This is a genomic window from Pseudoxanthobacter sp. M-2, from assembly GCF_046156265.1.
Lineage (GTDB): Bacteria > Pseudomonadota > Alphaproteobacteria > Rhizobiales > Segnochrobactraceae > CAMDHY01.
Genome location: NZ_JAWDIR010000045.1, coordinates 307110 through 330887 on the forward strand (window position 1 = coordinate 307110; position 23778 = coordinate 330887).

Genomic DNA, 23778 nt, shown 5'->3' on the forward strand with positions numbered 1-23778 from the left:
CTCAGTTCGCGGTCACGCCCAGCGCCGTGGCGGCAGCGGGGTGGTGCGGGATCTGCGGATAGACGCGGCCGAGGCCGTCCGGCTTGATGGCGCCGAGCACCTTCGAGCCAGCGGCGATCTCGGCGCCCTTCTCCTTCAGAAGGGTGGCAACGGCGGCGACGCTCTCGTCCGGCACGCCGGCGCCGACGACCAGCACGTAGTCGTAGGCCATCGTCTCGATCGCGGTCGGCGCGCCGACCACCTTGTCCTCCGGCGTCACCGGGACGAGGTAGGCCTCCGGTGCCACCGCCTGCATGCGGGCGACCGCCTCGGGCGACGCGTCGAACGGCAGCCACTTCACGCCAACGGAGGAATCCGCCTCGACCACCTTGCCGCCGCGCAGCGCGAACAGCGTCGCGTCGACCCGACCGGCGACGAGTTCGTCGACGCCGTTCGCCACACTCGCCACCGGCACCACCGTGACGTCGTCCATCGACAGGCCGCCGTTCGCCAGCGCCCCCTCGACGTAAGGAACGAGGCTCGCCTGGGCGGTGAGGCCGCCGGCGACGCGCTTGCCCTTGAGGTCGGCGATCGTCTCGATGCCGGAATCCTTGCGCACCATCAGCCCCACCGGGCTCGGGAACAGCGCCGCGACGAGGCGGATGTTCTCGAGCTTCAGGCCCTCGAACGGCCCGGTGCCGCGCACCGCGTCGCCGACGTCCGGCGTGACCACGGCGGCGAACTCGAGCTCGCCGGTGTCGACCAGCGGCAGGAAGGCGGTCGGGCCACCGAACGCCTGCACGCTGACCTCGAGGTCTGTGCCGTCGTCGATCGCCTGGCCGAGGGCGGCATTGACGCCGTAGTTCTGGGAGCCCTGCTGGCCGGAGCCGAAGCGGGCGGTGTCGGCCACCGCGGGCGCGGCGGCGAGGGCGAGGCCGAGAGTGGCGGCGGCGAGTGCGCGCAGGATCGTCATCGTCGTGGTTCCCCTTCCCTCAGCGCCGGGGCGCCATTCGGCGTCCTCCGGCGTTTGGTCGTGCGAAAATCAGCCGCTTGCCGTCACTTCGGCAGCGGCTTGTAGGCGATGGCGTCGATCTCGATCTTGGTGCTGATGACCGCGCGCGCCTCGACGGTCGTGCGGGCGAGCACGGCGTTCTTGAAGTGCTCGGCGAACACCTTGTTGTAGCGGCCGAAGTCGCGGGTATCCTGGAGGTAGGTGCACGCGCGCACGACGTCGTCGAGCGTCGCGCCCTCCTCGGCGAGGATGCGCTCGATGGCGAGGATGGTCGCCCGCGTCTCCTCCTCGATGGTGCCGTCGATCATGTTGCCGTCGGCATCCTTCGGCACCTGGCCGGAGACGAAGATGAAGTCGCCGGCGCGCACCGCCGGGTGGAACGGCAGGTTCGGGTTCTTCTTGCCGATGGCGTAGTGGTCTTTCTTGTCGGACACGGTTTGCGGCTCCGTCGTTCGGCAGCGGGCTGAGGCCCGGATCAGAAAACGCTGGTCTCGATGATGTCGACGCCGTTGATGCGGTCGACGAGGTAGATCAGCCCGCGCTCGTCGATGGTGACGTCGTTCGACGACGGCCGGTCGGCGCCGACGGGCGTGTCGGGGATGAAGTGCCCGACCTCCTTCGGCGCGAACGGGTCGGCGATGTCGAACAGGCGCAGGCCGTTGGCGAACCAGGCGAACGGGATGATCGTGCCGCGGAAGCGCTCGGACGGCTGGTGGCAGCCGGTCATCGGCGGCTGCGGCGAGCCGTCGAGGTCGATGCCGTCGACGCGGATCGTCGAGATCGGGATCGGCAGCCGCTCCTCGGTGATGTCGTAGATCCACGCGAACGACGGCGCCGCCGGCCAGAGCTTGGCGACGTCCTCGTCGGCCACCACCATGACGTTGCGGCCCATCAGCGGCTGCCGGATCGGCAGGCAGGTGTGGGTCGGGTGCGGGAAGGCCGGGCTCGTGTTGAGGCTCGAGACGAGCTTCGGGCGCGCCATGTCCTCGATGTCGAGGATGAAGAAGCCGTGGTGCCAGTAGCTGACGTAGAGCCGGTTCCCCATCCGCATCGGGTGGTGGCAGCGCGGCGTCACCCAGTCGTCCCACGGATAGGGCTCGCCGCCGGCCTTCCACTGGCCGGGGATCCACCAGCGACCGACCTCCTCGGGCTTCGCCGGATCGGCGAGGTCGAGGATCATCGCGATGTTGCCGACATAGCCCTCGGCCGTCGGCGAGATGTAGGCGTAGCGGCCGTCGAAGTCGTAGCGGTGGACGCCCCGCCCGCCGGTCACCCACTTCGAGATCAGCTTCGGCGTCGCCGGCTTCGTGACGTCATAGATCGCCAGACCGCCTCCGAAAGCCGGGTCACCGCTCTGGCCGAGCTTCTCATGGTTGACGACCATGATGCCGTCCTTCACCCGCACCTTGTGCGAGTGCCAGCCCTGCGGGAGCTCGACGGTGGTGAGCTTGCGCGGGTTGCGCGGGTCGGACACGTCGACGATCGTCGTGCCGCTCGGCGAGCTCATGTGGCCGATATAGAGGGTCGTGCCGTCGACCCACACCTGCCCGCCGCCGGGGCAGTCGATGTGCGAGACGAGTTGCGTGTTCTTGCACTTCTGCACGGACGGCACCCGGGTACGCGAGGGGACGGGAGGCGGGAGTGCGGACGGCCGGCGGACAACCGGCCGCGCGCGGACAGGGCGGGCGGCCCGCCCTGTCCTCGACGTCGGTCGGTGCCGCTCAGAGGATGCGGACGACGTCGCCCTGGGCGTCGCGGCCCCACTTCTTGTAGAGCGCGAAGGCCTTCTGCGCCGGCTCGTCGCTGGCGACGAACAGGATCGCCGGCTCGGTGGCCGAGCCGTTGACGTGCTCGCACCAGCTCTGGCCGGGCACCGCCAGCGTGTCGAACTGCTTCCAGTCGTAGCGCTTGCCGTCGACGATCGAGTAGCCGCTGCCCTCGAAGGGGGCGACGAGCAGGCTCGCCGTCTGGCGCAGCGGCATCGTCTTCTCGCCCGGCCGCAGCATCTGAGCGAAGAAGGTGATCGTCTTGAACACCGGGCCGCCCGTCGTCGGGTCGGTGTACTCGACCATCAGCGCCTCGTAGGGGTCGCCGTCCCAGTCCTTGTGGCGCTCGAGCACGTCGCGCATCGCATCCCAGCGATAGACGTACATCGGCGACGACAGGCCCGATCCGCGCTTGTGGTCGACGAAGCGGGGCGTCAGGCCGCCGTGGCCGTAGACGCGCGCCGAGTAGTCGGCCGGATAGCGCGCCGTCTGCACCTTCTTCGCCACCACCTCGCCGTCGACCAGCTCGGTGTAGTGGTGGTCGAAGTGGATGGCGTTCAGCGTCTCGATCAGCGGCAGGTCGAGGACCGAGAGGTTGACCGCCTCCTCGTCGCCGACGGTGCCGTGGTTGTGCCAGGTGTCGTTCGGCGTCAGCACCATGTCACCCGGGCCGAAGACGATGTCCTCGCCCTGCACGCCGGTGAAGTTGCCCTTGCCGGTCAGGCCGAAGCGGATGGCGCTCGGCGAGTGCTTGTGCGGCGGCATGATCTCGTTCGGATCATTCAGCCGGTAGGCGGTGTACATCGTCGAGACCGAGGCGCGCTTCGGCGCCAGGCCCGGATTGATGCAGATCACCGAGCGGCGCTCGCTGTCGTCCATCTTGATGAGGTCGGCGGCGCGGCGCAGCACCGGCTCGATGTCCTTGGCATATTCCCACACGAAGGGAACGGCCTTCTGGGTCGCCATGAGCTGGCGGACCTCGTCGTTCTCGACGTCGCTCGCCGTCGCCCAGAACGGGAACAGGTTCTTGGCGGCGAGATCGTCATAGAGCGACTTCAGTGCAGCCTCGCGGTTGCTGCGGTCGCGGAGCGGCTGGACCACGGACATGAGGGACCTCCCGGCTGGGGGCTTCGACGAAGCCCTGACCATAGCGCCGACCATAAGCCGGCTGGTTTCGACCATCAACCCAAAAAATGGCCGGAGCGGTCGCCTCCACCGGCCTTCGTCACACCCTTGGCGGCGGCCCGGCGGCCCCGTTCGTCGGATGCCCAGAACTCCAGCCATTCTGCGGCCCGGAGCCCCGTCCTGCGACGCCGCCCGACGCCCTCCGGCAGGCCCGGGCTGCGGCCGCGACCGATCGCGACCAAACTCTCGACCAATTCCAGCCAGCAGCCCGCCGGCCCGCCGTTCCGCGGCTCAGGCCGCGGCGCGTGCGGCCGTCGCCGGCTCGACCGGGGCCAGCGTCTTGCGGCCGCGGATGAGGTCGGCGGCGCGCTCGGCGATCATCACCACCGGCGCATTGATGTTGCCGGTGACGAGGTCCGGCATCACCGAGGCGTCGACGACACGCAGCCCGCGGACACCGCGGACGCGCAGTTCCTGGTCCACCACCGCCGCCGGATCGTCGTCGGTGCCCATCCGGCAGGTGCCGAGCGGGTGGTGGACGGTGATCGAGGTCTTGCGGATGTGACCGTCGATGTCGGCGTCGCTGGTCTTGGCCGAACCCGGCGCGAACTCGGCGGCGACGAAGGGCTGCAGCGCCGCGTGGGCGGCGATGTCGCGGGCGATCTTGATGCCGGTGCGCAGCGCCGTCCAGTCGGCGGTGGCGGCGAGGAAGTTCTGGTGGATGCGCGGCGCCGCCGACGGGTCGGCCGAGGCCAGCCGGACCGCGCCGCGGCTTTCCGGGTGCAGCAGCACGAGGCGAGTCGCGAAGCCGTCCGGGAACGGCTCCTTGAACGGCTTCATGTAGGGCCAGGCGCCGAGCGGGGCGGCCGTGAACAGGTACTGCAGGTCCGGCAGCGGCTTGTCGGGAGCGCTCTTGATGAAGGCGGTGATGCCGCCCGGCACGTCGGAGGCGAAGCCCTTGCCGAACAGATAGGCGTTCGCCAGCGCCGGCACGATGCGGTCGAAGCGCATCGCCCGGTGGAACGGCCCCGGCTCCTTGCGGCGATACATCAGGATCACCGAGACGTGGTCCTGCAGGTTCTTGCCGACGCCTGGCAGCGCCACGCGCGCCTCGATGCCGTGGGCGGAAAGCTCCGCGGGATCGCCGATGCCAGACAGCATCAGGAGCTGCGGCGAGTTGATGACGCCGCCGGCGAGGATGACCTCGCAGTTCGCCCTGACCCGGTGGGTCTCGCCGGCCCGCACATAGTCGAGGCCGACGCAGCGGTCGCCCTCGAAGACGAGGCCGGTGACCATCGCCTCCACCGTGACGGTGAGGTTCGCGCGCTTCAGTGCCGGCTTCAGGTAAGCGGTGGCGGTGCTCGACCGGCGGCCGTCGCGGATCGACATCTGCAGCCGGCCGAAGCCCTCCTGGTGGGCGCCGTTGTAGTCGTCGGTCCAGCCGTAGCCGAGGCCGCGCCCGGCGGTGGCGAAGGCGTCGACCAGCGGGTCGGCGTACTTGCAGGTCTGCACGCCGATCGGCCCGTCGCCGCCGCGATAGGCGTTGGCGCCGCCTTCCCAGCGCTCCTGCTTGCGGAAGTAGGGCAGCGCGCTCTCGTAGCCCCACTCCTTCAGGCCGTAGTCGGACGCCCAGCGGGCATAGTCGCCGCGGTTGCCACGCACCCACGCCATGGCGTTGGTGGAGGACGAGCCGCCGATCACCTTGCCGCGGGCGCACTCGACGGCGCGGCCATCGACGTTCGCCTCCGGCTCGCAGAAATAGTTCCAGTCGTGCAGGCGGTGCTGCAGGATGCGGCCCCAGCCGAGCGGGATGTGGATCCACGGGTCGCGGTCCCAGCCGCCGGCCTCGAGCAGCAGCACGGTCGCCGTGCCGTCCTCGGACAGCCGGTTCGCCAGCGTGCAGCCGGCCGACCCGGCGCCCACCACCACGTAGTCGTAGCCCGCACCGTCCCGCATCCGCACCCACCCGATCGCACCGTCCGGCGCCGCCCTGGCACCGATCCGAGTGGCCAACTCGACCATTGAGCAACCAAACTTGTCAACCATCATCTCCGAACCGTATAAACGGTTGGAGATTGGTCGAGTCGTGGCGGCGTCCGCCGCAGCCCGGCCAGACCGGCGACGGGACGGGAAGGATCGCATGACGGGGGCGATGCACGAACCACGCGCGACGGCACTGCACGACGCGTCACGACACGCATCGGACGACGCTATCGACGGAGCCGCGGAGGTTTCGATGGAGACCATCCTCGAGACCGTGCGCACCGTGCTCGCCGCCGACGGCGCCGTTCCCTCCGAGCGCGCGCTCGCCGAGCAGCTCGGCGTCAAGCGCCACCGCGTCCGCCTCGCGCTGGAAACGCTGCGCGGCGCCGGCGAGCTCGGCCCGGCCAAGGCCGGCCGGCGCGCCGCGACCCCGCTCTCCCACGACGAGGCGCTCATCCGCGTCACCAACCCGATCGAGGTGATCGAGCTGCGCTTCATGCTGGAGCCGGCGCTCGCCCGCCTCGCCGCGCTGCGCGCCTCGCCCTTCGAGATCCAGCGCATCGTGCTGTCCGCCTCGACGCCACCCGGCACCGGCTACGGCACCGCCGACTTCGCCTTCCACCGGGCGGTCGCCGTTGGTGCCCGCAACGGCCTCGCCGTCGAGCTCTACCGGCTGCTGCGCCAGGTCGGCACCGATGCGCGCGTCCGCGTCGGCGAATCGAGCACGGCCTGCCCGAAGCGCCTCGCCCGCCGCGACGCCGAGCACCGCGCCATCGCCGACGCCATCTCGACGCGCGACCCCGAGGCGGCCGAGCAGGCGATGCGCGCCCATCTCGCCGCCGTGCAGCGGCAGATCATGGAGCGCCTGTCGCCCGGCCTCACCGCCGCCTGACGACGCGCCCGACCGGTCCACCACGGCGCCCGCCGGCAGCCGAGCCCGACTGCATCCCGGAGGCGCGCATCGGCGTGCGCCCGTGACCATCGCGACCAGGCCACCGTCCTTCGCGATCGCCTGCCTTCACCACCGCCTGCTCACCATCGCCTTTCTGGGGACATCCGCGATGCAGCCGCCCGCCGAGGTCGACGTTCTCGTCATCGGCGCCGGAACCGCCGGTTCCGTCGTCGCCGCCCGCCTCTCCGAAGACCCGTCGCGCCGCGTCTGCCTGCTGGAAGCGGGCGACTGGCCGACCGATCCCGACGTCGCCAATCCGGCGATGTGGCCGCTGCTGCAGGGCCGTCCCTACGACTGGGCCTACGAGACGGTGCCGCAGGCCGGCACCGCCGGTCGCGTCCACGCCTGGCCGCGCGGCCGCATGATGGGCGGATCGAGCGGCCTCAACGCCATGGCGCACGTCCGCGGCCATCCCGACGATTTCGACGCCTGGGCCGCGGTCGCCGGCCCGCGCTGGTCGCACGCCGGCCTGCTGCCGGGCTTCCTCCGTTCGGAACGCTTCTCCGGCGGCGCCTCCGAGGCGCATGGCGGCGACGGCCCCTTCGACGTCACGCTGCCGTCCGACGAGGTGAGCCCATTGGTGCGCGCCTACATGGCGGCGGGCGAAGCGCTCGGCGCGCCGAAACTCGGCGATCACAATCTCGGCCCGCTCTGCGGCACGGCGCCGAACTCGCTGAATATCGCCCGCGGCCGGCGCGTCACGTTGGCCGATGCCTATCTCGCCGGCCTGAGTGAGCGAGCGAACCTCACCATCGTCACCGGCGCCCGCGTCGACCGCCTCGCCGTCGCCGGCGGCCGCATCGGTCCGGTGACGGTGCGGCTCGCCGACGGCACGACCTTCACCATCCGCGCCGCGACCGTCGTGCTCTCGACCGGCGCCGTCGCCTCGCCGCTGATGCTGATGCGCTCCGGCATCGGTGACCCGGACGACCTCGCCCGTTTCGGCATCGCCTGCACCGTGCCGCTGCCGGCCGTCGGCCAGAACCTGCACGACCACCTTCTCATTGCCGGCAACGTCTACCGCGCCCACCGTCCGATCCCGGCGACGAAGCTGCAGCACTCGGAATCGCTGATGTATCTGCACAGCGACGACCTCTCCCGCGCCGACGGCAGCCCCGACGTCGTGCTCGGCTGCGTCGTCGTGCCCGCCGTCTCCGAGTGCTTCGAGCGCCCGGTGGCCGGCACCGCCTACACGCTGCTCGCCGGCGCCTGCCATCCGACGAGCCGCGGCTCGATCCGGCTGTCGGGCCCGAACCCGGACGACGCGCCGATCATCGACCCCGCCTATCTCGCCACCGAGGCCGACCGCGCGGGATTCCGCGCGGCCCTGCGCACCGCCCGCGCCGTGGGACACGCGGAGCCGCTCGACGCCTGGCGCGAGGCGGAGCTCCTGCCCGGTCCGGAAACCGACGACGACGCCGCCCTCGACGCCTTCATCGCCCGCGCCGTCATCACCCACCACCACCCGGTCGGCACCTGCAGCATGGGCCGTGACGAGCGCGCCGTCGTCGACGCCGACCTTCGCGTGCGCGGCCTCGACAACCTCTTCGTCGTCGACGCCGCGGTGATCCCGAAGCTGACCGCCGGCCCCGTCAACGCCGCCGTGGTGGCGATCGCGGAGACGTTCGCGGAGTACTTTCCGCGACTCTGAGGCACGCCTGCGGGCCTGCCGATCGCGCAAACCTCTCCTCCGTCATCGCCCGGCTCGACCGGGCGATCCATCCCGAGCGCAAACGCCGCCTTGGTGCCGGGGATGGATGGCCCGGTCGAGCCGGGCCATGACGACTTGGCGGGGGCGTGCAAGCGCCCTTCCCTCGCCGCCGCAACCGGTTAGGCTCGCCTGCGCGATCCCGCGCCGGACGGCCCGATGTTCTCCCTCCGCCAGCTCCAGTATTTCGTCGCCGTCGCCGAGAACGGCTCGCTGACGCGGGCGGCTCACCAGCTGTCGATGTCGCTGTCGACGCTGACGGAGGCGGTGCACGCGCTCGAGCAGGATCTCGGGCTGAAGCTCGTGGAGCGCCATCCGCGCGGGGTGCAGCTGACCCTGAAGGGCCAGCAGTTCCTCCGCCACGCCACCAAGATCCTCGCCGACGTCGCCGACGCCCGCCGCACGGTGGCCGAGGAGGGCACCGCGCTCTCCGGCACGCTGCAGATCGGTGTCACGGCGCTCGTCGCCGGCTACGTCTTCTCAGACCTCCTCGCCCGCTACCGCCGCGCCCATCCGGCCGTCGCCGTCTCGGCGGTGGAGGACGGGCGCGACTATCTCGAGCACCTCCTCGTCAACGGCGAGCTCGATGTCGCCGTCGTCGTGCAGCCGCGGGCACGGCCGGCGCGGGAAACGCAGGCGCTCGAGACGGAGGTGATGGAGGTATCGCCCTACCGTTTGTGGCTGCCGCTCGGCCACCGGCTCGCCGAGGAGGCGGAGGTGTCGCTGTCGGCGATCGCCCGCGAGCGCCAGATCGTGCTCACCGTCGACGAGATCGAGGCCACCGCCGACGCCCACTGGCGTGCCCATGGCCAGCGCCCGCCGGTCGCGTTCCGCACCCGCTCGGTGGAGGCCGTGCGCTCGCTCGTCGCCACCGGCGCCGGCGTCGCCATCCTGCCGGACCTCGTCTACCGGCCGTGGTCGCTGGAGGGCGACCGCATCGAGGCCCGCCCGATCGCGGAGGCGTTGCCCACCGTGGAGGTCGGCCTCGCCTGGCGCCGCGGCGCTCCGCTTCCCCGCACGGCGCGGGATTTCGTGGCGGTGGCGCGGGCGCTCAGGGCGGCGCGGGCGCGAGGGTGACCGGCGAGCGGTGCAACACCTTGCGCAGCGACCCCGGCGAGTTATATTTCAGTATAACTTGGAGGCGAATATGTTGACCTCGACCCTGCGGACCGTCGGTGGTTCCGTCATGATGACGATCCCGAAGGCCATCCTGGAAGGCCTCGGCCTCGCGGCCAACGAGAAGGTCGCGCTTCACATCGAGCACGGCAAGCTCGTCGTCGAGCCCCGGCCCCGGCCGCGCTACGCTCTCGCGGACCTGATCGCGCAGTGCGACCCGACGGCGCCCGAGGACAGCGAACAGCGAGACTGGGACAAGGCGCAACCGGTCGGCCGGGAAGTACTGTAGTGGACCGCGGCGACATCTGGCATGTCGACCTCGATCCCACCAAGGGGCGGGAACAGGCGAAACCGCGCTATGTCCTGATCCTGACGCCGCGAGAGTTCAATGCCCTCGGCACCCCCATCGTCGCGCCGATCACGAGCGGTGGGGATTTCGCCCGGGACCGAGGCTTTGCGGTTTCCCTGACGGGCGCCGGGACGAACGCCACGGGCGTCGTTCTCTGCCACCAGCTTCGCGCCCTCGACATCAAGGCGCGCAACGGCCGCTTCTCCGAGAGGGTACCGGATTACATCATCGACGAGGTGCTCGCCCGCGTTCAGACCTTGTTCGAGTGAAGGTCGGTGCGCCCCTCTGCGGGAGCGGGCAAGAGGTCTTGCATGTTCAATTTTTTGTAGTTACATAAAATGTGCCGGCGGGGGCGTCCGTGGATGACTACTACGAATGGGATGAACAGAAGCGTCAGAGCAACATTCGTAAGCACGGAGTGGATTTCGGGGCTGCCGTCGGCTTCGATTGGGAAACGGCTTTGGTGCTGCAGGATGAGCGCTTCACCTACACCGAGGCACGTTCCGTTGCGATTGGATGGCTCGAGGGCCGCCTGCACGTCCTGGTGTTTCAGGACCGGCGCGAGCGCATTCGCCTGATCAGCCTGCGCCGAACGACGCCACAGGAAGGAAGACTTTATGCCGCGTGGGCCAGGGCGAACCAGGAAGGGCGTGATTTCCCCTGAGCAAGCAGACGTGTGGCGCAAATTGGCGGAAATGGCAGAGATCGATGCCACGCTGTCGGAATCGGAACCCGGAATTCCCGACGATGACAGCCCGGAACTGACTTCCGCCGACGTCACCCGTGCCCGCCCCGCGTCCGAGGCAGTGCCCCACATCGTGGAAGCCTGGCGTCGGTCGCGCGGGCGCCCGAAGTCCGACGCTCCGAAGACCCAGGTCACGCTTCGGCTGTCGCAGGAGGTGCTGGAGCACTTCAAGGCTGGCGAACCCGGCTGGCAGACCCGGATCGACGACACCTTGAAAAAGGTCATCCGGAGCTAGCCGAACCACCGACTTCGGTTTTTCCGAAGGCACTTTCCAGATTTTCGCGAGTGCGGCGAACGGCGGGGCGGCCGCATACTGTTCCTCAGTGCCGCCAGCGTATTCGGACGACCCGAACGGGCGCCCGCGGGCGGTGGGGAACGGATGGGCGGCGGGCGCCGCAGCGCCTCCCGCCGAGGGAGTGCTCCATGACGAAAGCGCTGATCGCCTCGACGGCGGTGGCGGCCCTGCTGTTTGCGCAGGTGCCGGCCCGAGCCGAAATCACAGCCGTCGGTCCCGGCGAGGGGGCCGTCGATATCGTCGCCTGGCCGGGTTACATCGAGCGCGGCGAGACCGACAAGGGTTTCGACTGGGTCACCGAGTTCGAGGGCAAGACCGGCTGCAAGGTCAGGGTGAAGACCGCCGGCACCTCCGACGAGATGGTCGCGCTGATGAACGAGGGCGGCTTCGACCTCGTCACCGCCTCCGGCGACGCGTCGCTGCGTCTCATCGCCGGCAAGCGCGTGCAGCCGGTCAACGTCTCGCTGATCCCGAGCTGGGGCACGGTGGACGAGCGCCTGCAGAACGCCCCCTGGCACACCGCTGCCGGTGTTCACTATGGCGTGCCCTACCAGTGGGGCGCCAACGTGCTGATGTACAACACCGACGTCTTCAAGACGGCGCCGGATTCCTGGTCGGTCGTGTTCGAGGAGCAGACGCTGCCGGACGGCAAGTCCAACAAGGGCCGCATCCAGGCCTTCGACGGGCCGATCTACATTGCCGATGCGGCGCTCTACCTGATGAACACCAAGCCCGAGCTCGGCATCAAGGACCCCTACGAGCTCAACGAAGACCAGTACAAGGCGGCGCTCGAGCTGCTGCGCACCCAGCGCGGCCTCGTCTCCCGCTACTGGCACGACGTGATGATCCAGGTCGACGACTTCACCAACGAGGGTGTCGTCGCCTCCTCGTCGTGGCCCTTCCAGGTCAACCTCCTGAAGAGCCAGGGCAAGCCGATCGCCTCGGTCGTGCCGGCGAGCGGCGCCACCGGCTGGGCCGACACCACCATGATGGCCGCCGACGCGCCGCACCCGAACTGCGCCTATCTCTGGATGGAGCATTCGCTCAGCCCGAAGGTGCAGGGCGACCTCGCCGCCTGGTTCGGCTCGGTTCCGGCCGTGCCGGCCGCCTGCAAGGGCAACGCGCTGCTCGGCGACGAAGGCTGCACGACCAACGGCTTCGACAACTTCGACAAGATCCACTTTTGGCGCACGCCGGTGGCGAAGTGCGAGACCCAGTCCGCCGGCTGCGTGCCCTATTATCGCTGGGTGACGGACTACATCGCCATCCTCGGCGGGCGGTAGTGCCACGCGTCCTCCCCCTGCCAGGGGGGAGGACAGCCGCGCCGCAGGCGCGGCAGGTGGGGGCCTGTCAATCCAAACGCGAACCTGAGTTCGGATTGACGGGCCCCACCCTGACCGCTGCGCGGTCTGTCCCTCCCCCTGGCAGGGGAGGGACGGTATCCGGCAGCCATTCCGGAATTCCCCAACCATGACCACCGCCGTCCGGTTCGAGCGCGTCGTCCGCCACTTCGGCTCCGTCAGGGCCGTCGACGGCGTCGACCTCGAGATCGCCGCCGGCGAGTTCTTCGCCATGCTCGGCCCCTCCGGCTCCGGCAAGACGACGTGCCTCAGGCTCGTCGCCGGCTTCGAGCAGCCGAGTTCGGGGCACATCGAGATCTTCGACGAGACGGTGGAAGGCGTGCCGCCCTACCGGCGCGCCGTCAACACGGTGTTCCAGGACTACGCGCTGTTCCCGCACCTCTCGGTGCTCGACAACGTCGCCTACGGGCTGATGGTGAAGGGCGTCGGCAAGGCGGAGCGACACGCGCAGGCCGCCGAGGCGCTCGCCCTCGTCAAGCTCGCGAACCTCGGTGGGCGGCGCCCGTCGCAGCTCTCCGGCGGCCAGCGCCAGCGCGTCGCGCTTGCCCGTGCCCTCGTCAACCGGCCGAAGGTGCTGCTGCTGGACGAGCCGCTCGGCGCGCTGGACCTGAAGCTGCGCGAGGAGATGCAGGTCGAGTTGAAGGCGCTGCAGCGCAGCCTCGGCCTCACCTTCGTCTTCGTCACCCACGACCAGGGCGAGGCACTGTCGATGGCCGACCGCGTCGCCGTCTTCAACGATGGGAAAATCGTCCAGGTCGGCTCGCCGGAGGATGTCTACGAGCGCCCGGCGAACCGCTTCGTCGCCGAGTTCGTCGGCGGCTCCAACGTGCTGACGGCCGCCGAGGCCGCAGGCTTCGGTGGCCCCGATCGCCTGTGCTCGCTCCGCCCGGAGGCGATCGCCCTCGTCGCCAGTGACACCGCCGGCGCGGTGCCGGTGACCGTCGTCGACGTGCAGTACCACGGCGCCAGCCGCCGCACCGTCGTGGCGCTGTCCTCTGGTCGCCGCCTCGCCGTCGTCGCGCCGTCGGGCGCCGGGGCCGCACTGTCGCCCGGCGCTGAGGCTGCGATCGTCGTGCCGGCCGAGCGGCTCTGGCCGATGGAGGGCGCATGAACGCGGCGGCCGCCACGATCGCGCCCCGCGGCGGCCTCACCGGCCGCCTCGCCGACGGGCTGTGGCGGCACCCGCGCGTCCACCTGCTGCTGCTTTTGATCCCGCCACTGCTCTGGCTTGGCGTCGTCTATCTCGGCAGCCTGTTCGCGATGCTCGCCCAGAGCTTCTTCTCGATCGACGAGTTCACCGGCCAGATCGACCGCACGCTGACGCTGTCGACCTACGCGCAGCTGCTGCAGCTCGCGAACCTCGACATCATCGCCCGGACGGTGCTGATGGCGGCCGCCGTGACCATCGCCTGCGCGCTGATCGCGCTGCCCGTCGCCTACTACGCCGCCGTCTACGCCCGCGGCCGCATGAAGGCGGCGTTCTACTTCCTGGTGATGATGCCGCTGTGGTCGGCCTATCTCGTCAAGGTCTACGCCTGGAAGCTCCTGCTCTCGAAGGAAGGCGTCGTCGGCTGGGTGTTCGACGCGGTCGGCCTCGGCTTCGTGCTCGACGCGATCCTGGCGATCCCGGTGATCGGCGGGCCGTCGCTGTCGACGAGCTATCTCGGCACCTTCCTCGTCTTCACCTACGTCTGGCTGCCCTACATGATCCTGCCGGTGCAGGCAGCACTCGAGCGGGTGCCGAAGAGCCTCGTCGAGGCCGCCGCCGACCTCGGTGCGAGCCCGGGCAAGACCTTCCGCTCGGTGATCCTGCCGCTCGCCCTGCCCGGCCTTGCCGCCGGCTCGATCTTCACCTTCTCCCTCACCCTCGGCGACTTCATCATCCCGCAGATCATCGGCGGCTCGACGATCTTCATCGGCCAGGCCGTGCTGATCCACCAGGGCACCGCCGGCAACATCCCGCTCGCCGCCGCCTTCACCGTCGTGCCGATCGTCGTGATGGGGCTCTACCTCTGGGGCGCCAAGAAGCTCGGAGCCTTCGATGCGCTCTGACCGTCGCCCACCCTTCCTGCTGTCGCTCGGCGCCTTCGCGGGGCTCCTGTTCCTGCACGTGCCGCTCGGCTTCGTCATCCTCTATGCCTTCACCACCGAGGAGAAGACCTACGAGTTCCCGCCGCCGGGGCTGACGCTGAAGTGGTTCGCGGTGGCCTTCGAGCGCACCGACATCTGGGCGGCGATCCAGCTGTCGCTGCAGGTGGCGGCGATGTCGACGGTGCTCGCCCTCATCCTCGGCACGCTGATCGCGGCGGCGCTCGCGAACCACCGCTTCTTCGGGCGCGAGACGCTGTCGCTCTTGGTCATCCTGCCGATCGCGCTGCCCGGCATCGTCACCGGCATCGCGCTGCGCTCGGCCTTCAACATCATGGACGTGCCGTTCTCGACGTGGACGATCGTGCTCGGCCACGCCACCTTCTGCATCGTCGTCGTCTACAACAACGCCGTCGCGCGCTTCCGAAGGCTGTCCGGCTCGCTGGTCGAGGCGTCGATGGACCTCGGCGCCGACGGCTTCCAGACCTTCCGCTACGTCATCCTGCCGAACCTCGCGACCGCGCTGATGGCCGGCGGCATGCTCGCCTTCGCGCTGTCGTTCGACGAGGTGATCGTCACCACCTTCACCGCCGGCCAGCAGGCGACGCTGCCGATCTGGATGCTGAACGAGCTGATCCGCCCGCGCCAGCGGCCGGTCACCAACGTCGTCGCCGTGTTCATCATCCTCGTCACCTTCCTGCCGATCCTCGCCGCCTACTACCTCACCCGGGACGAAGAGCCCGGCCGCGGCGCGGGACACTGAGAGACACCGAACCGACCCCGAGGAGGCAACCCCATGACCGCATCCGCGTCCGCCACGCCGGCCCTCGCGCTCCCCTCGAAGATGCTGATCGGCGGCGAGTTCGTCGCCGGCACCGAGGCCGAGGAGACCGTCCTCGATCCGAAGACCGGCGGCACGATCCTGAAGCTGCCCGAGGCCTCGGCCGAGCAGATCGACGCCGCCGTCGCCGCCGCCGGCGAGGCCTTCACCTCCTGGTCGCGCACCACGCCGTCCGAGCGCGCCGGCCTGCTCCTGAAGCTCGCCGACCGCATCGAGGCGGAGGCCGAGACGTTTGCGACGCTGGAGGCGCTCAACTGCGGCAAGCCGCGCCATTCCGTGCTCGGCGACGAGATCCCGGCGGTGGCGGACTGCTTCCGCTTCTTCGCCGGCGCCTGTCGCGTGCTGCCCGGCAGCGCCGCCGGCGAGTACATGGCCGGCTACACCTCGATGATCCGCCGCGACCCGATCGGCGTCGTCGCCTCGATCGCGCCGTGGAACTATCCGCTGATGATGGGCGCCTGGAAGCTCGCCCCGGCGCTCGCCGGCGGCAACACCGTGGTGCTGAAGCCGTCCGAGCAGACGCCGCTGACGACCCTGAAGCTCGCCGAACTGATCGCGGAGATCTTCCCGAAGGGCGTCGTCAACGTCGTCTGCGGCCGCGGCGGCAGCGTCGGCCAGACGCTGATCTCGCACCCGAAGGTGTCGATGATCTCCCTCACCGGCGACATCGCCACCGGCAAGAAGGTGCTGACGGAAGCCGCCAAGACGGTGAAGCGCACCCACCTCGAGCTCGGCGGCAAGGCGCCGGTCATCGTCTTCGACGACGCCGACCTCGAGGCGGTGGTGGAAGGCGTGAAGATCTTCGGCTTCTACAATGCCGGCCAGGACTGCACCGCCGCCTGCCGCATCTACGCGGCCGACCGCCTCTACGACCGCCTCGTCGCCGACCTCACCTCGGCCGTCTCCTCGATCCGCTTCGGCCAGGCGGACGACGCCAACAACGAGATGGGCCCGCTGATCTCGCCGCGCCAGCGCGACCGCGTCGCCTCCTTCGTGGCGCGCGCCGGCGAGCAGAAGCACATCGAGGTGACGACCGGCGGCAAGCCGGGCGAGGGCAACGGCTTCTTCTTCCAGCCGACGGTGGTGGCGGGCGCGCTGCAGTCCGACGAGATCGTCCGGCGCGAGGTGTTCGGCCCGGTCGTCTCGGTGACGCGCTTCTCGGATGTCGACGACGCGGTCGCCTGGGCGAACGATTCCGACTACGGCCTCGCGTCCTCGGTGTGGACGCGCGACGTCGGCCGCGCCATGGGCACGGCGGCGCGCCTGCAGTACGGCTGCACCTGGATCAACTGCCACTTCGCCCTCGTCAACGAGATGCCGCACGGCGGCCTGAAGCAGTCCGGCTACGGCAAGGACCTCTCGCTCTACGCGCTCGAGGACTACACGGTCGTGCGGCACGTGATGGCGAAGCTGGGGTAAGGGCGGGGGTCGGCAGGGGGCAGGGGCAATCGGCAGTCGGACTTTCCCGCCGATGCGGGCACCCACCCTCCCCCTGTGGGAGGGTCGGGCCGCGTAAGCGGACCGGGGAGGGCCGTCGGCGGCGACAGCCGACGACGGTGCGACGGTTCGACAATCTCTGACGCCGTACCGCCGCGCCTTGCGCGGCGGCCCCCTCCGGTCGGCTGCGCCGACCACCTCCCCCACGAGGGGGGAGGGGACGGACACGTCGGGCGTCGGGCGGAAAACCGCGTCGCATTTGCTGCCGCCGTCCGCCAAACTCTTCCACCTCAACTGAAAACACCGCCATCTCCGCCGGAAACACCGCCACCCCCGCACGGTCTCCCGCCGGGGTTTTGGCCATTGTCTCCCCCTCCGGTGGAGGGGACGGGGCGCCGATCGGCGCAATCCGTATGGTGGCGGCGGATGTACGCTCCGCCGCAGGGTGCCTTGCGGCACCCGCGCCTTTCGGCGCCCCGTATCTGCGGTGTTGCCTGGGTCCCGGTGCTCCCCCTGGCGGTCCCGCGGGCCGGCGCGCTTTCCTCGCCTAAGTCGCCGCAGGCGCTACTCCCTGGCGTCACTGTTTCCAGTGACGCTGCCTCCGCCCTCGCGGAGGCCCGGGACGCCGCTCGTGGTGGCGGCGGGAGGCTTTACCCACGATCCCCCCGGGGAAGGAGTTTGCGCGTCTTCTCCAGCCGCGGGTCACCGCCGTCCACCCCGCGGGCACCGGTACGCCTCCGGCTGCGCCCCTCCGAGTGGACGACAGGAGTGTGGATGGGGATGATATCCGTGTCAAGGGTTTTATTCCTATCTCGGGGCTGGGTGGGAGCGGCAGTAGGCAGTGGGCAGCAGGCAGCAGGCAGTTGATTGGCCGTGGGCAGTGGGGAGCTGAGCGCGGTCGTCATGGGGGACACGCCACGCCGGCCGGTCCCCCTCTCCCGCCTGGCGGCGGGAGAGGGTGGCGCGCAGCGCCGGGTGAGGGCCGCTCCGCAGGAGCGGAAGCCGCGGGCGCCGAGTTCGCTGCTTCCGCGCCGCTTGCGCGGCGCAGCCCTCATCCCCCTGCCGGGACCTTCTCCCGCTCGCGCGGGAGAAGGGGTGTGTGGCGAGGCGGTGCCGCAGTCTCTGAATGCCCTGCCACCGCGCTTTGCGCGCAGCTCGCGCCATCATCAGGGGACGGCGGCCTGCATGAAGGCGTCAATCGAAAGTTCGCGAACGGCGCCCGTCAGCATCGCCACGTCGAACCCCTCCGCCACTACTTCCAGCATCGAGTCCTGGAAGGGAAAGACGAAGTGGCGACAGTCCGCGAAAATTCTGTCTGAATGACTGGAGTGCACGCTGTTGATGGCGTTCAGTTCGGCGATCCAGGCGGAGTTCAGCACCTCCCCGACCGTCGACCACAACAGCCCGCGACCGTACAGCCGGTGTCCGCGCAAGACTTCCTCGTTGGGATGACCGAATTTGAAGATCCTGCAGCGTCGGAAGGTGATGACGGCGCAGCGATGCCTGTCGCGTTCGTCGATCGTGACGGGTTCCTGCAAGCTCTCCTGCTCGCCCAGATACGCGCAGATGTAGGCGACGACGAGTGTCAGGTCGTCCGCCAGGACGACCGGGCAAGGCGCGCCGGCGCTCGGACTTGGCAACTCGGCGGCGATGACCCTCTCGGCGCTGCTCATTGGCAAACTTTCCATGTCGGCTGGATCGCGACGTGACGTTGCCACATCCATCACCGCCTCGCCGCCCCCCGTCGCTATTGCAGTGCACGCGGAAGCGAGGGAAGCTCGGCTCGACCGTCATTCCGGTGAGCCGGGCGAAGCCGAGCGCCGAAGAGGGATGACCGTTCGCGCCTTTCGCCCGCCCGCGCGGGCCCACCCGGGGGACACCTTCGATGCCGATCCGCAGCCTCGCCCTCGCCGCAGCGTTCGCGACCAGCCTCGCCACCACCCTCGCCCTGCCGGCGCTCGCGGCCGACCCGATCAAGGTCGGCGCGGTGCTGCCGTTCTCCGGCGGCCTCGAGCTGTTCGGCGGGCAGGCGAAGCTCGGGCTCGACCTTGCGGCCGCCGAGATCAATGCGGCCGGCGGCATCCTCGGCCGTCCCGTCGAGATCCTCTACGAGGACGACAAGACCGACCCGAAGGCCGCCGTCGAGGCGACGCGCAAGCTGATCCAGCGCGACGACGTGCTGGCGCTGGTCGGCCCGATCACCTCCAACAACCGCGACGCCATGGCGCCGACGCTGGAGCGGGCGAAGACGCCGCTCCTCTATGCCACCAACTACGAGGGCGGCGCCTGCAGCCGCTACATCTTCTCCTTCAACACCGTGCCGAACCAGGAGCTCGCCAAGCTGCTGCCCTACATGAACAAGGAGTTCGGCAGCACGTACTTCATGTTCGGCGCGGACTATGTCTGGCCGCAGAAGATGTTCGAGACGGCGAAGGGCATCGTCTCGGGGCTGGGTGGCGAGACGCTCGGCGAGGAGTTCACGCCCTGGGGCGTCAAGGAGTTCGCGCCCGTCGTGCGCCGCATCGCCGATACCAAGGCGAAGGTGCTCGTTTTCGCGCTGCCCGGCGGCGACGGCATCACCTTCATCAAGCAGGCCGAGGACTTCGGCCTGCTGAAGGACACGACCGTCGCCTTCCTCGGCTTCGCCGAGACCTATCTCGGCGCCTTTGGGCCGGGGAAGGGCCAGAACATGTTCGTCGCCGTGCCGATGGTGGCAGGCTCCGACGACCCGAAGGTCAAGGCCTTCGTCGACAAGATCAAGGCGTCCGGGGGCACCACCGTCTCGCACTATGTCTTCACCCACTACAACGCCCTGATGGCGATGAAGGCGGCGATCGAGAAGGCCGGCAGCGTCGACAAGGAGAAGATAATCGACGCCATGGAGGGCCTCGTCCTCGACAGCCCGACCGGGCCGGTGACGATCGGCAAGGACCACCACGTGACGATGAACATGTTCCTGGCGAAGACCGAGGGCGACGGCCTCGTCACCGTCGAGGCGCTCGGCGAGATCGCTCCCGAGCCCGGCTGCCCGCAGTAACGGCGGCGCCCCAGAACACGGGAGACCCATCATGCTCGACCGCGTCGGCGAGAAGGGGCTGATCGACCAGCTCCGCGACATGCTGCCGATCGCCATCGGCGACGTGCCGATCGGCCACCGCCGCACCGGCCTCGTCATCGTCGACGAGGTCAACGGCTTCGCCACCGTCGGCCGCGGCCCGCTGGCGCCGCCGGTGGAGAACCCGCAGGTCACGCAGATGATCACCGAGACGGACCAGCTGGCGCGCCAGTACTCCGCGCGCGGCTGGCCGATCCTCTGCTTCCTCGACACCCACGAGCCGGACCGGCCGGAGCCGCCCTACCCGCCCCACTGCATCCGCGGCACCGGCGACGAAAACCTCGTGCCGGAGCTCGAGTGGCTCAACTTCGAGCCGCACGCGACGATGATCCGCAAGGACTGCATCAACAACTTCGTCGGCTCGATCCGCCCGGACGGCTCGAACGCCTTCGTCGAGTGGATCAACGTCCACAAGCTGCAGGAGATCGTCGTCGTCGGCATCTGCACCGACATCTGCGTCATGGACCTCGTGCTCACCGCCCTGTCGGCGCGCAACCACCGCCTGTTCACGCATCTCGAGGACATCATCGTCCACGCCGACGGCTGCTCGACCTACCACCTGCCGAAGGACGTGGCGCTGGAGATCGGCCTGCCCGGCCACGCCGCCCACCCGCAGGACGTCACCCACTACATGGGCCTCTACTTCATGGCCTCGCGCGGCGCGGTGCTGGCGGATCGCCTGATCCTGCCGGAGGGGTGAGCGCTGCCGTGCCCGCCGACGGGCGACCGCCGCTGCTCGCACTTTCCACCGTCACGCGGCGCTTCGGCGGGCTCGCGGCGGTCGACGGCGTCGACCTCGCGCTGCGCCAGGGGGCGCTGCTCTGCCTGATCGGGCCGAACGGCTGCGGCAAGACCACGCTGTTCAACCTGATCACCGGCGAGCTTGCGCCCACCTCCGGCGAGATCCGCTTCGATGGCTCCCGCATCGGCGGCCTCAGGCCCTTCGAAGTCGCCCGCCGCGGCATCCTGCGCAAGTTCCAGATTCCCGGCGTCTACGCCGACCTCTCCGTCGCCGAGAACCTCCGCATCGCCGCGCACTCGCGGAGGCTGCGCGGCGCCGGCGACGTGGACGCGCGCACGACGCCCGACGCCCTCCTCGACCTCGTCCGCCTCTCCCACCGCCGCGCCGTCCTCGCCTCGGACCTCCCCCACGGCGAGCGGCAGTGGCTGGAGATCGCCATGGTGGTCGCAGCCTCCCCCCGCCTGATGCTGCTCGACGAGCCGACCACCGGCATGACGGCGGCCGAGACGCGCGCCACCGTCGCCCTCGTTCGCGACCTGCACGCCGAGACCGGCGTGGCGGCGATCGTCATCGAGCACGACATGGCCTTCGTCGCCGAACTCGACGCCCCCTGCGCCTTCATGCTGCGCGGCCGCATCGCGATCGAGGGCTCGTTCGAGGAGGTCCGCGCCGCCCCCCTCGTCCGCGACGCCTATCTCGGCGCGGCGGTGTAGGCCCTTCCTTCTCCCGCCAAGGCGGGAGAAGGGCCTGCCCCGGACTTGATCCGGGGTGGCCGAAGGGTGGATGACGGAGGCACACGGGCAGAAGCGGCGCGGAACGATCTTTGCGCGCCCGCTCGACAAGGAGCACACACGATGGCCAAGGCGTTCGCGTCGACCGGCGACATGGCGGAGAAGACCGTCTCCTTCACTGAGGTCGGCCCCGGCCTCTACGCCTATACGGCGGAGGGCGACCCGAACACCGGCGTCATCGTCGGCGACGACGCCGTCATGGTGGTCGACGCCCAGGCGACGCCGGCGATGGCGAAGCGGGTGATCGAGAAGATCCGCACCGTCACCGACAAGCCGGTGAAGTACGTGGTGCTGTCGCACTACCACGCGGTGCGCGTGCTCGGCGCCTCGGCCTATGGGGCGAGCGAGATCGTCGCCTCCGACACCTGCCGGGCGATGATCCACGAGCGCGGCCAGGAGGACTGGGATTCAGAGTTCGGCCGCTTCCCGCGGCTGTTCCAGGCGGCCGAGACGATCCCCGGCCTCACCTGGCCGACGCTGACCTTCTCCGGCCGCATGACGCTCTACCTCGGCAAGCGACGGGTCGACCTCCTGCACCTCGGCCGCGCCCACACCGCCGGCGACATCGTCGCCTGGGTGCCGGATGCCGCGGTGATGTTCTCCGGCGACATCGTCGAGTACCGCTCCGCCTGCTATTGCGGCGACGGCCACTTCCGTGACTGGCCGGGCACGCTCGACGCCATCGCCGCGATGCGGCCCGCCGCCCTCTCCCCCGGCCGCGGCGACGCGCTTGTGGGCGAACAGAAGGTGGCCGAGGCGATCGCGCTCACCCGCGACTTCCTCGCCTCGACCTTTGATCCCGTGGCCAAGGTCGCCGCCCGCGGCGGCTCCCTGAAGGAGGCGTGGGACGCCTGCCGTGCCGCCTGCGACGACAAGTTCGCCGAGTACGCCATCTACGAGCACTGCCTGCCCTTCAACGTCGCCCGCGCCTACGACGAGGCGCTCGGCATCGACACCCCGCGCATCTGGACCGCCGAGCGCGACCGGGCGATGTGGGCGGCGCTGCAGGGGTGACGAGGCCCGCCGCAGCGCGCCGGACCGTCACCAAATTGGTATCCGACATTCTCTAGAATGGACCTACCGCGCCGACCACTTGCCCTCTCTGATGGCGAAATGGCGCGCGTTTCCCAGGGGACGGGGGAGCGGGCGCGTGTGCCCGTGGCCGCCGTGCCCCGGGTCCCGGCGCGCCCCGGCGCGCCTTTCGGAGGGGAGGTTCCGACACCATGACGACCGTTCGCGCCACGCTGATCGCCACCACCGCCCTCGGCCTCGTGCTGTCGGGCGGCTTCACGGCCGCTCAGGCCGAGACGCTGCGCCTGCTCACCTGGGGCGGCTATGCCCCCGACAAGGTGATCGAGCTCTTTGAAGCCAAGTATCCCGACATCGACGTCGAGGTGACGCTGTCGAACAACGAGGAGATGATCTCAAAGCTGCGCGCCACCGGTGGCGCCGGCTACGATCTCGCCCAGCCGAGCCACGACCGCATCTTCGCGGTGCAGGAAGAGTACGGCATCTACAAGCCGCTCGACCTGTCGAAGATCGACACGTCGGTGATGAGCGAGAAGCTGCTCGACGGCGTCAAGGCCAACACCACCATCGACGGCCAGGTCTACGCCGTGCCGCACCAGTGGGGCACGTCCGGCCTGATGGCCGACAAGTCGAAGGCGCCGGACATCAAGAGCTGGGCCGATCTCTGCGATCCGCAGTACAAGGGCAAGACCTCGATGCGGCTCCGCCGCACCATCCTGCTCGGCACCGCCTTCGCCATGGGCGAGAACCCCTTCGAAGCCTATTCCGACCTCGCCAAGTACCAGGCGCTGCTCGACAAGGTCGCCGACAAGCTGATCGCCTGCAAGGACAACATCAAGGTCTACTGGCAGGGCGGTGACGACCTCGCGAACCTGATGCTCTCCGGCGAGATCGTCGCTTCCGAGACGTGGGATTCCACCGCCTTCAAGCTCTACAACCAGAACAACAACATCGTCTTCGTGCCGCCGGAGACCGGCGCGCTCGCCTGGATCGACACCTTCGCGATCCCGTCGGGCGGCGAGAACGATGACGCCGCCTACAAGTGGATCAACTTCGTCCTGCAGCCCGAGATCGTCACGATGATGTCGGCGAGCACCGGGGCGATTGCGGCGGTGAAGAACGGCGGCGACCTGCTGCCGGAAGAGGCGAAGGCTGCGGTCGCCGCCGCCTTCACGCCGGCCGACATCGACAACCTCAAGTTCTTCGCCAACATCCCGCCGGGGGTGGAGGACATGGAAGGCAAGACGCTCGAGAAGATCAAGGCGGCGACGGGCGGCTGATCGCGCCTTTTCTTCGCGGCGCCGCATCGGCGCTGGTAACGTCGACCGGGAGGGAGCCTCCGGG

The 23778-nt window shown here is 69.8% G+C and carries 23 protein-coding genes; 17 read left to right on the forward strand and 6 right to left on the reverse strand.

The window, feature by feature from the left end; genetic code table 11:
* Position 1: 1 nt before the first annotated feature.
* The 5 genes from RUR49_RS22785 to RUR49_RS22805 all read right to left on the reverse strand — a co-directional run bounded on the left by RUR49_RS22785 (position 2) and on the right by RUR49_RS22805 (position 5838).
* The gene (locus RUR49_RS22785) at positions 2–952 is read right to left on the reverse strand and encodes a TAXI family TRAP transporter solute-binding subunit (RefSeq protein ID WP_409148727.1); all 951 of its coding nucleotides are present in this window, start codon (positions 950–952) and stop codon (positions 2–4) included.
* Positions 953–1035: 83 nt separating this feature from the next.
* Positions 1036–1425: a RidA family protein gene (locus RUR49_RS22790; RefSeq protein ID WP_409148728.1), complete on the reverse strand. Its 390-nt coding sequence runs from the start codon at positions 1423–1425 to the stop codon at positions 1036–1038.
* A 41-nt stretch (positions 1426–1466) separates the two neighbouring features.
* Entirely contained in the window at positions 1467–2594 is a 1128-nt protein-coding gene (locus RUR49_RS22795; RefSeq protein ID WP_409148729.1) for an LVIVD repeat-containing protein, read from the reverse strand.
* Between the two features lie 118 nt (positions 2595–2712).
* The gene (locus RUR49_RS22800) at positions 2713–3864 is read right to left on the reverse strand and encodes a cupin domain-containing protein (RefSeq protein WP_409148730.1); all 1152 of its coding nucleotides are present in this window, start codon (positions 3862–3864) and stop codon (positions 2713–2715) included.
* A 309-nt stretch (positions 3865–4173) separates the two neighbouring features.
* The gene (locus RUR49_RS22805) at positions 4174–5838 is read right to left on the reverse strand and encodes a GMC family oxidoreductase (RefSeq protein ID WP_409148731.1); all 1665 of its coding nucleotides are present in this window, start codon (positions 5836–5838) and stop codon (positions 4174–4176) included.
* A 280-nt stretch (positions 5839–6118) separates the two neighbouring features.
* On the opposite strand from RUR49_RS22805, the gene RUR49_RS22810 reads away from it, so the two are divergent.
* From RUR49_RS22810 to RUR49_RS22865, 12 genes are all read left to right on the forward strand, one after another.
* Positions 6119–6757 carry a FadR/GntR family transcriptional regulator gene (locus tag RUR49_RS22810; RefSeq protein ID WP_409148732.1) on the forward strand — a complete coding sequence of 213 codons (639 nt, stop codon included), beginning with the start codon at positions 6119–6121 and terminating at the stop codon, positions 6755–6757.
* A gap of 82 nt (positions 6758–6839) precedes the next feature.
* On the forward strand, positions 6840–8468 hold the full coding sequence (locus RUR49_RS22815) for a GMC family oxidoreductase (RefSeq protein ID WP_409148733.1): 1629 nt from the start codon (positions 6840–6842) through the stop codon (positions 8466–8468).
* Between the two features lie 216 nt (positions 8469–8684).
* Entirely contained in the window at positions 8685–9602 is a 918-nt protein-coding gene (locus tag RUR49_RS22820) for a LysR substrate-binding domain-containing protein (RefSeq protein ID WP_409148734.1), read from the forward strand.
* Between the two features lie 70 nt (positions 9603–9672).
* Entirely contained in the window at positions 9673–9930 is a 258-nt protein-coding gene (locus RUR49_RS22825) for an AbrB/MazE/SpoVT family DNA-binding domain-containing protein (RefSeq protein ID WP_409148735.1), read from the forward strand.
* On the forward strand, positions 9930–10259 hold the full coding sequence (locus RUR49_RS22830) for a type II toxin-antitoxin system PemK/MazF family toxin (protein ID WP_409148736.1): 330 nt from the start codon (positions 9930–9932) through the stop codon (positions 10257–10259). The genes RUR49_RS22825 and RUR49_RS22830 overlap by 1 nt, the downstream gene beginning before the upstream one ends.
* 89 nt (positions 10260–10348) lie before the next feature.
* Positions 10349–10654, forward strand: a complete 306-nt coding sequence (locus tag RUR49_RS22835) for a BrnT family toxin (protein WP_409148737.1) — start codon at positions 10349–10351, stop codon at positions 10652–10654.
* 31 nt (positions 10655–10685) lie between these two features.
* A complete protein-coding gene (locus RUR49_RS22840; protein ID WP_409148738.1) occupies positions 10686–10970 on the forward strand; it encodes a BrnA antitoxin family protein in 285 nt (94 codons plus the stop codon).
* Positions 10971–11158: 188 nt separating this feature from the next.
* On the forward strand, positions 11159–12313 hold the full coding sequence (locus tag RUR49_RS22845) for an ABC transporter substrate-binding protein (protein ID WP_409148739.1): 1155 nt from the start codon (positions 11159–11161) through the stop codon (positions 12311–12313).
* A 187-nt stretch (positions 12314–12500) separates the two neighbouring features.
* Positions 12501–13502, forward strand: a complete 1002-nt coding sequence (locus tag RUR49_RS22850; protein WP_409148740.1) for an ABC transporter ATP-binding protein — start codon at positions 12501–12503, stop codon at positions 13500–13502.
* Positions 13499–14443, forward strand: a complete 945-nt coding sequence (locus RUR49_RS22855; protein ID WP_409148741.1) for an ABC transporter permease — start codon at positions 13499–13501, stop codon at positions 14441–14443. The genes RUR49_RS22850 and RUR49_RS22855 overlap by 4 nt, the downstream gene beginning before the upstream one ends.
* Positions 14433–15242 (forward strand): ABC transporter permease, encoded by an 810-nt coding sequence (locus tag RUR49_RS22860; protein WP_409148742.1) that lies wholly within the window; start codon positions 14433–14435, stop codon positions 15240–15242. The genes RUR49_RS22855 and RUR49_RS22860 overlap by 11 nt, the downstream gene beginning before the upstream one ends.
* A 33-nt stretch (positions 15243–15275) precedes the next feature.
* Positions 15276–16739 carry a gamma-aminobutyraldehyde dehydrogenase gene (locus RUR49_RS22865; RefSeq protein ID WP_409148743.1) on the forward strand — a complete coding sequence of 488 codons (1464 nt, stop codon included), beginning with the start codon at positions 15276–15278 and terminating at the stop codon, positions 16737–16739.
* Between the two features lie 1184 nt (positions 16740–17923).
* On the opposite strand, the gene RUR49_RS22870 is transcribed toward RUR49_RS22865, so the two are convergent.
* On the reverse strand, positions 17924–18430 hold the full coding sequence (locus RUR49_RS22870; RefSeq protein ID WP_409148744.1) for a hypothetical protein: 507 nt from the start codon (positions 18428–18430) through the stop codon (positions 17924–17926).
* Positions 18431–18642: 212 nt separating this feature from the next.
* Here RUR49_RS22870 and RUR49_RS22875 point away from each other — a divergent pair, with 212 nt between their 5' ends.
* The 5 genes from RUR49_RS22875 to RUR49_RS22895 all read left to right on the forward strand — a co-directional run bounded on the left by RUR49_RS22875 (position 18643) and on the right by RUR49_RS22895 (position 23714).
* Entirely contained in the window at positions 18643–19794 is a 1152-nt protein-coding gene (locus RUR49_RS22875; RefSeq protein ID WP_409148745.1) for a substrate-binding protein, read from the forward strand.
* A 31-nt stretch (positions 19795–19825) separates the two neighbouring features.
* Positions 19826–20572 carry an isochorismatase family protein gene (locus RUR49_RS22880; RefSeq protein ID WP_409148746.1) on the forward strand — a complete coding sequence of 249 codons (747 nt, stop codon included), beginning with the start codon at positions 19826–19828 and terminating at the stop codon, positions 20570–20572.
* Positions 20569–21327 (forward strand): ABC transporter ATP-binding protein, encoded by a 759-nt coding sequence (locus RUR49_RS22885; RefSeq protein WP_409148747.1) that lies wholly within the window; start codon positions 20569–20571, stop codon positions 21325–21327. Before RUR49_RS22880 ends, RUR49_RS22885 begins: the two co-directional genes overlap by 4 nt.
* A gap of 141 nt (positions 21328–21468) precedes the next feature.
* Positions 21469–22419 carry an MBL fold metallo-hydrolase gene (locus RUR49_RS22890; RefSeq protein ID WP_409148748.1) on the forward strand — a complete coding sequence of 317 codons (951 nt, stop codon included), beginning with the start codon at positions 21469–21471 and terminating at the stop codon, positions 22417–22419.
* A gap of 209 nt (positions 22420–22628) precedes the next feature.
* Entirely contained in the window at positions 22629–23714 is a 1086-nt protein-coding gene (locus RUR49_RS22895) for an extracellular solute-binding protein (protein ID WP_409148749.1), read from the forward strand.
* Positions 23715–23778: the final 64 nt, after the last annotated feature.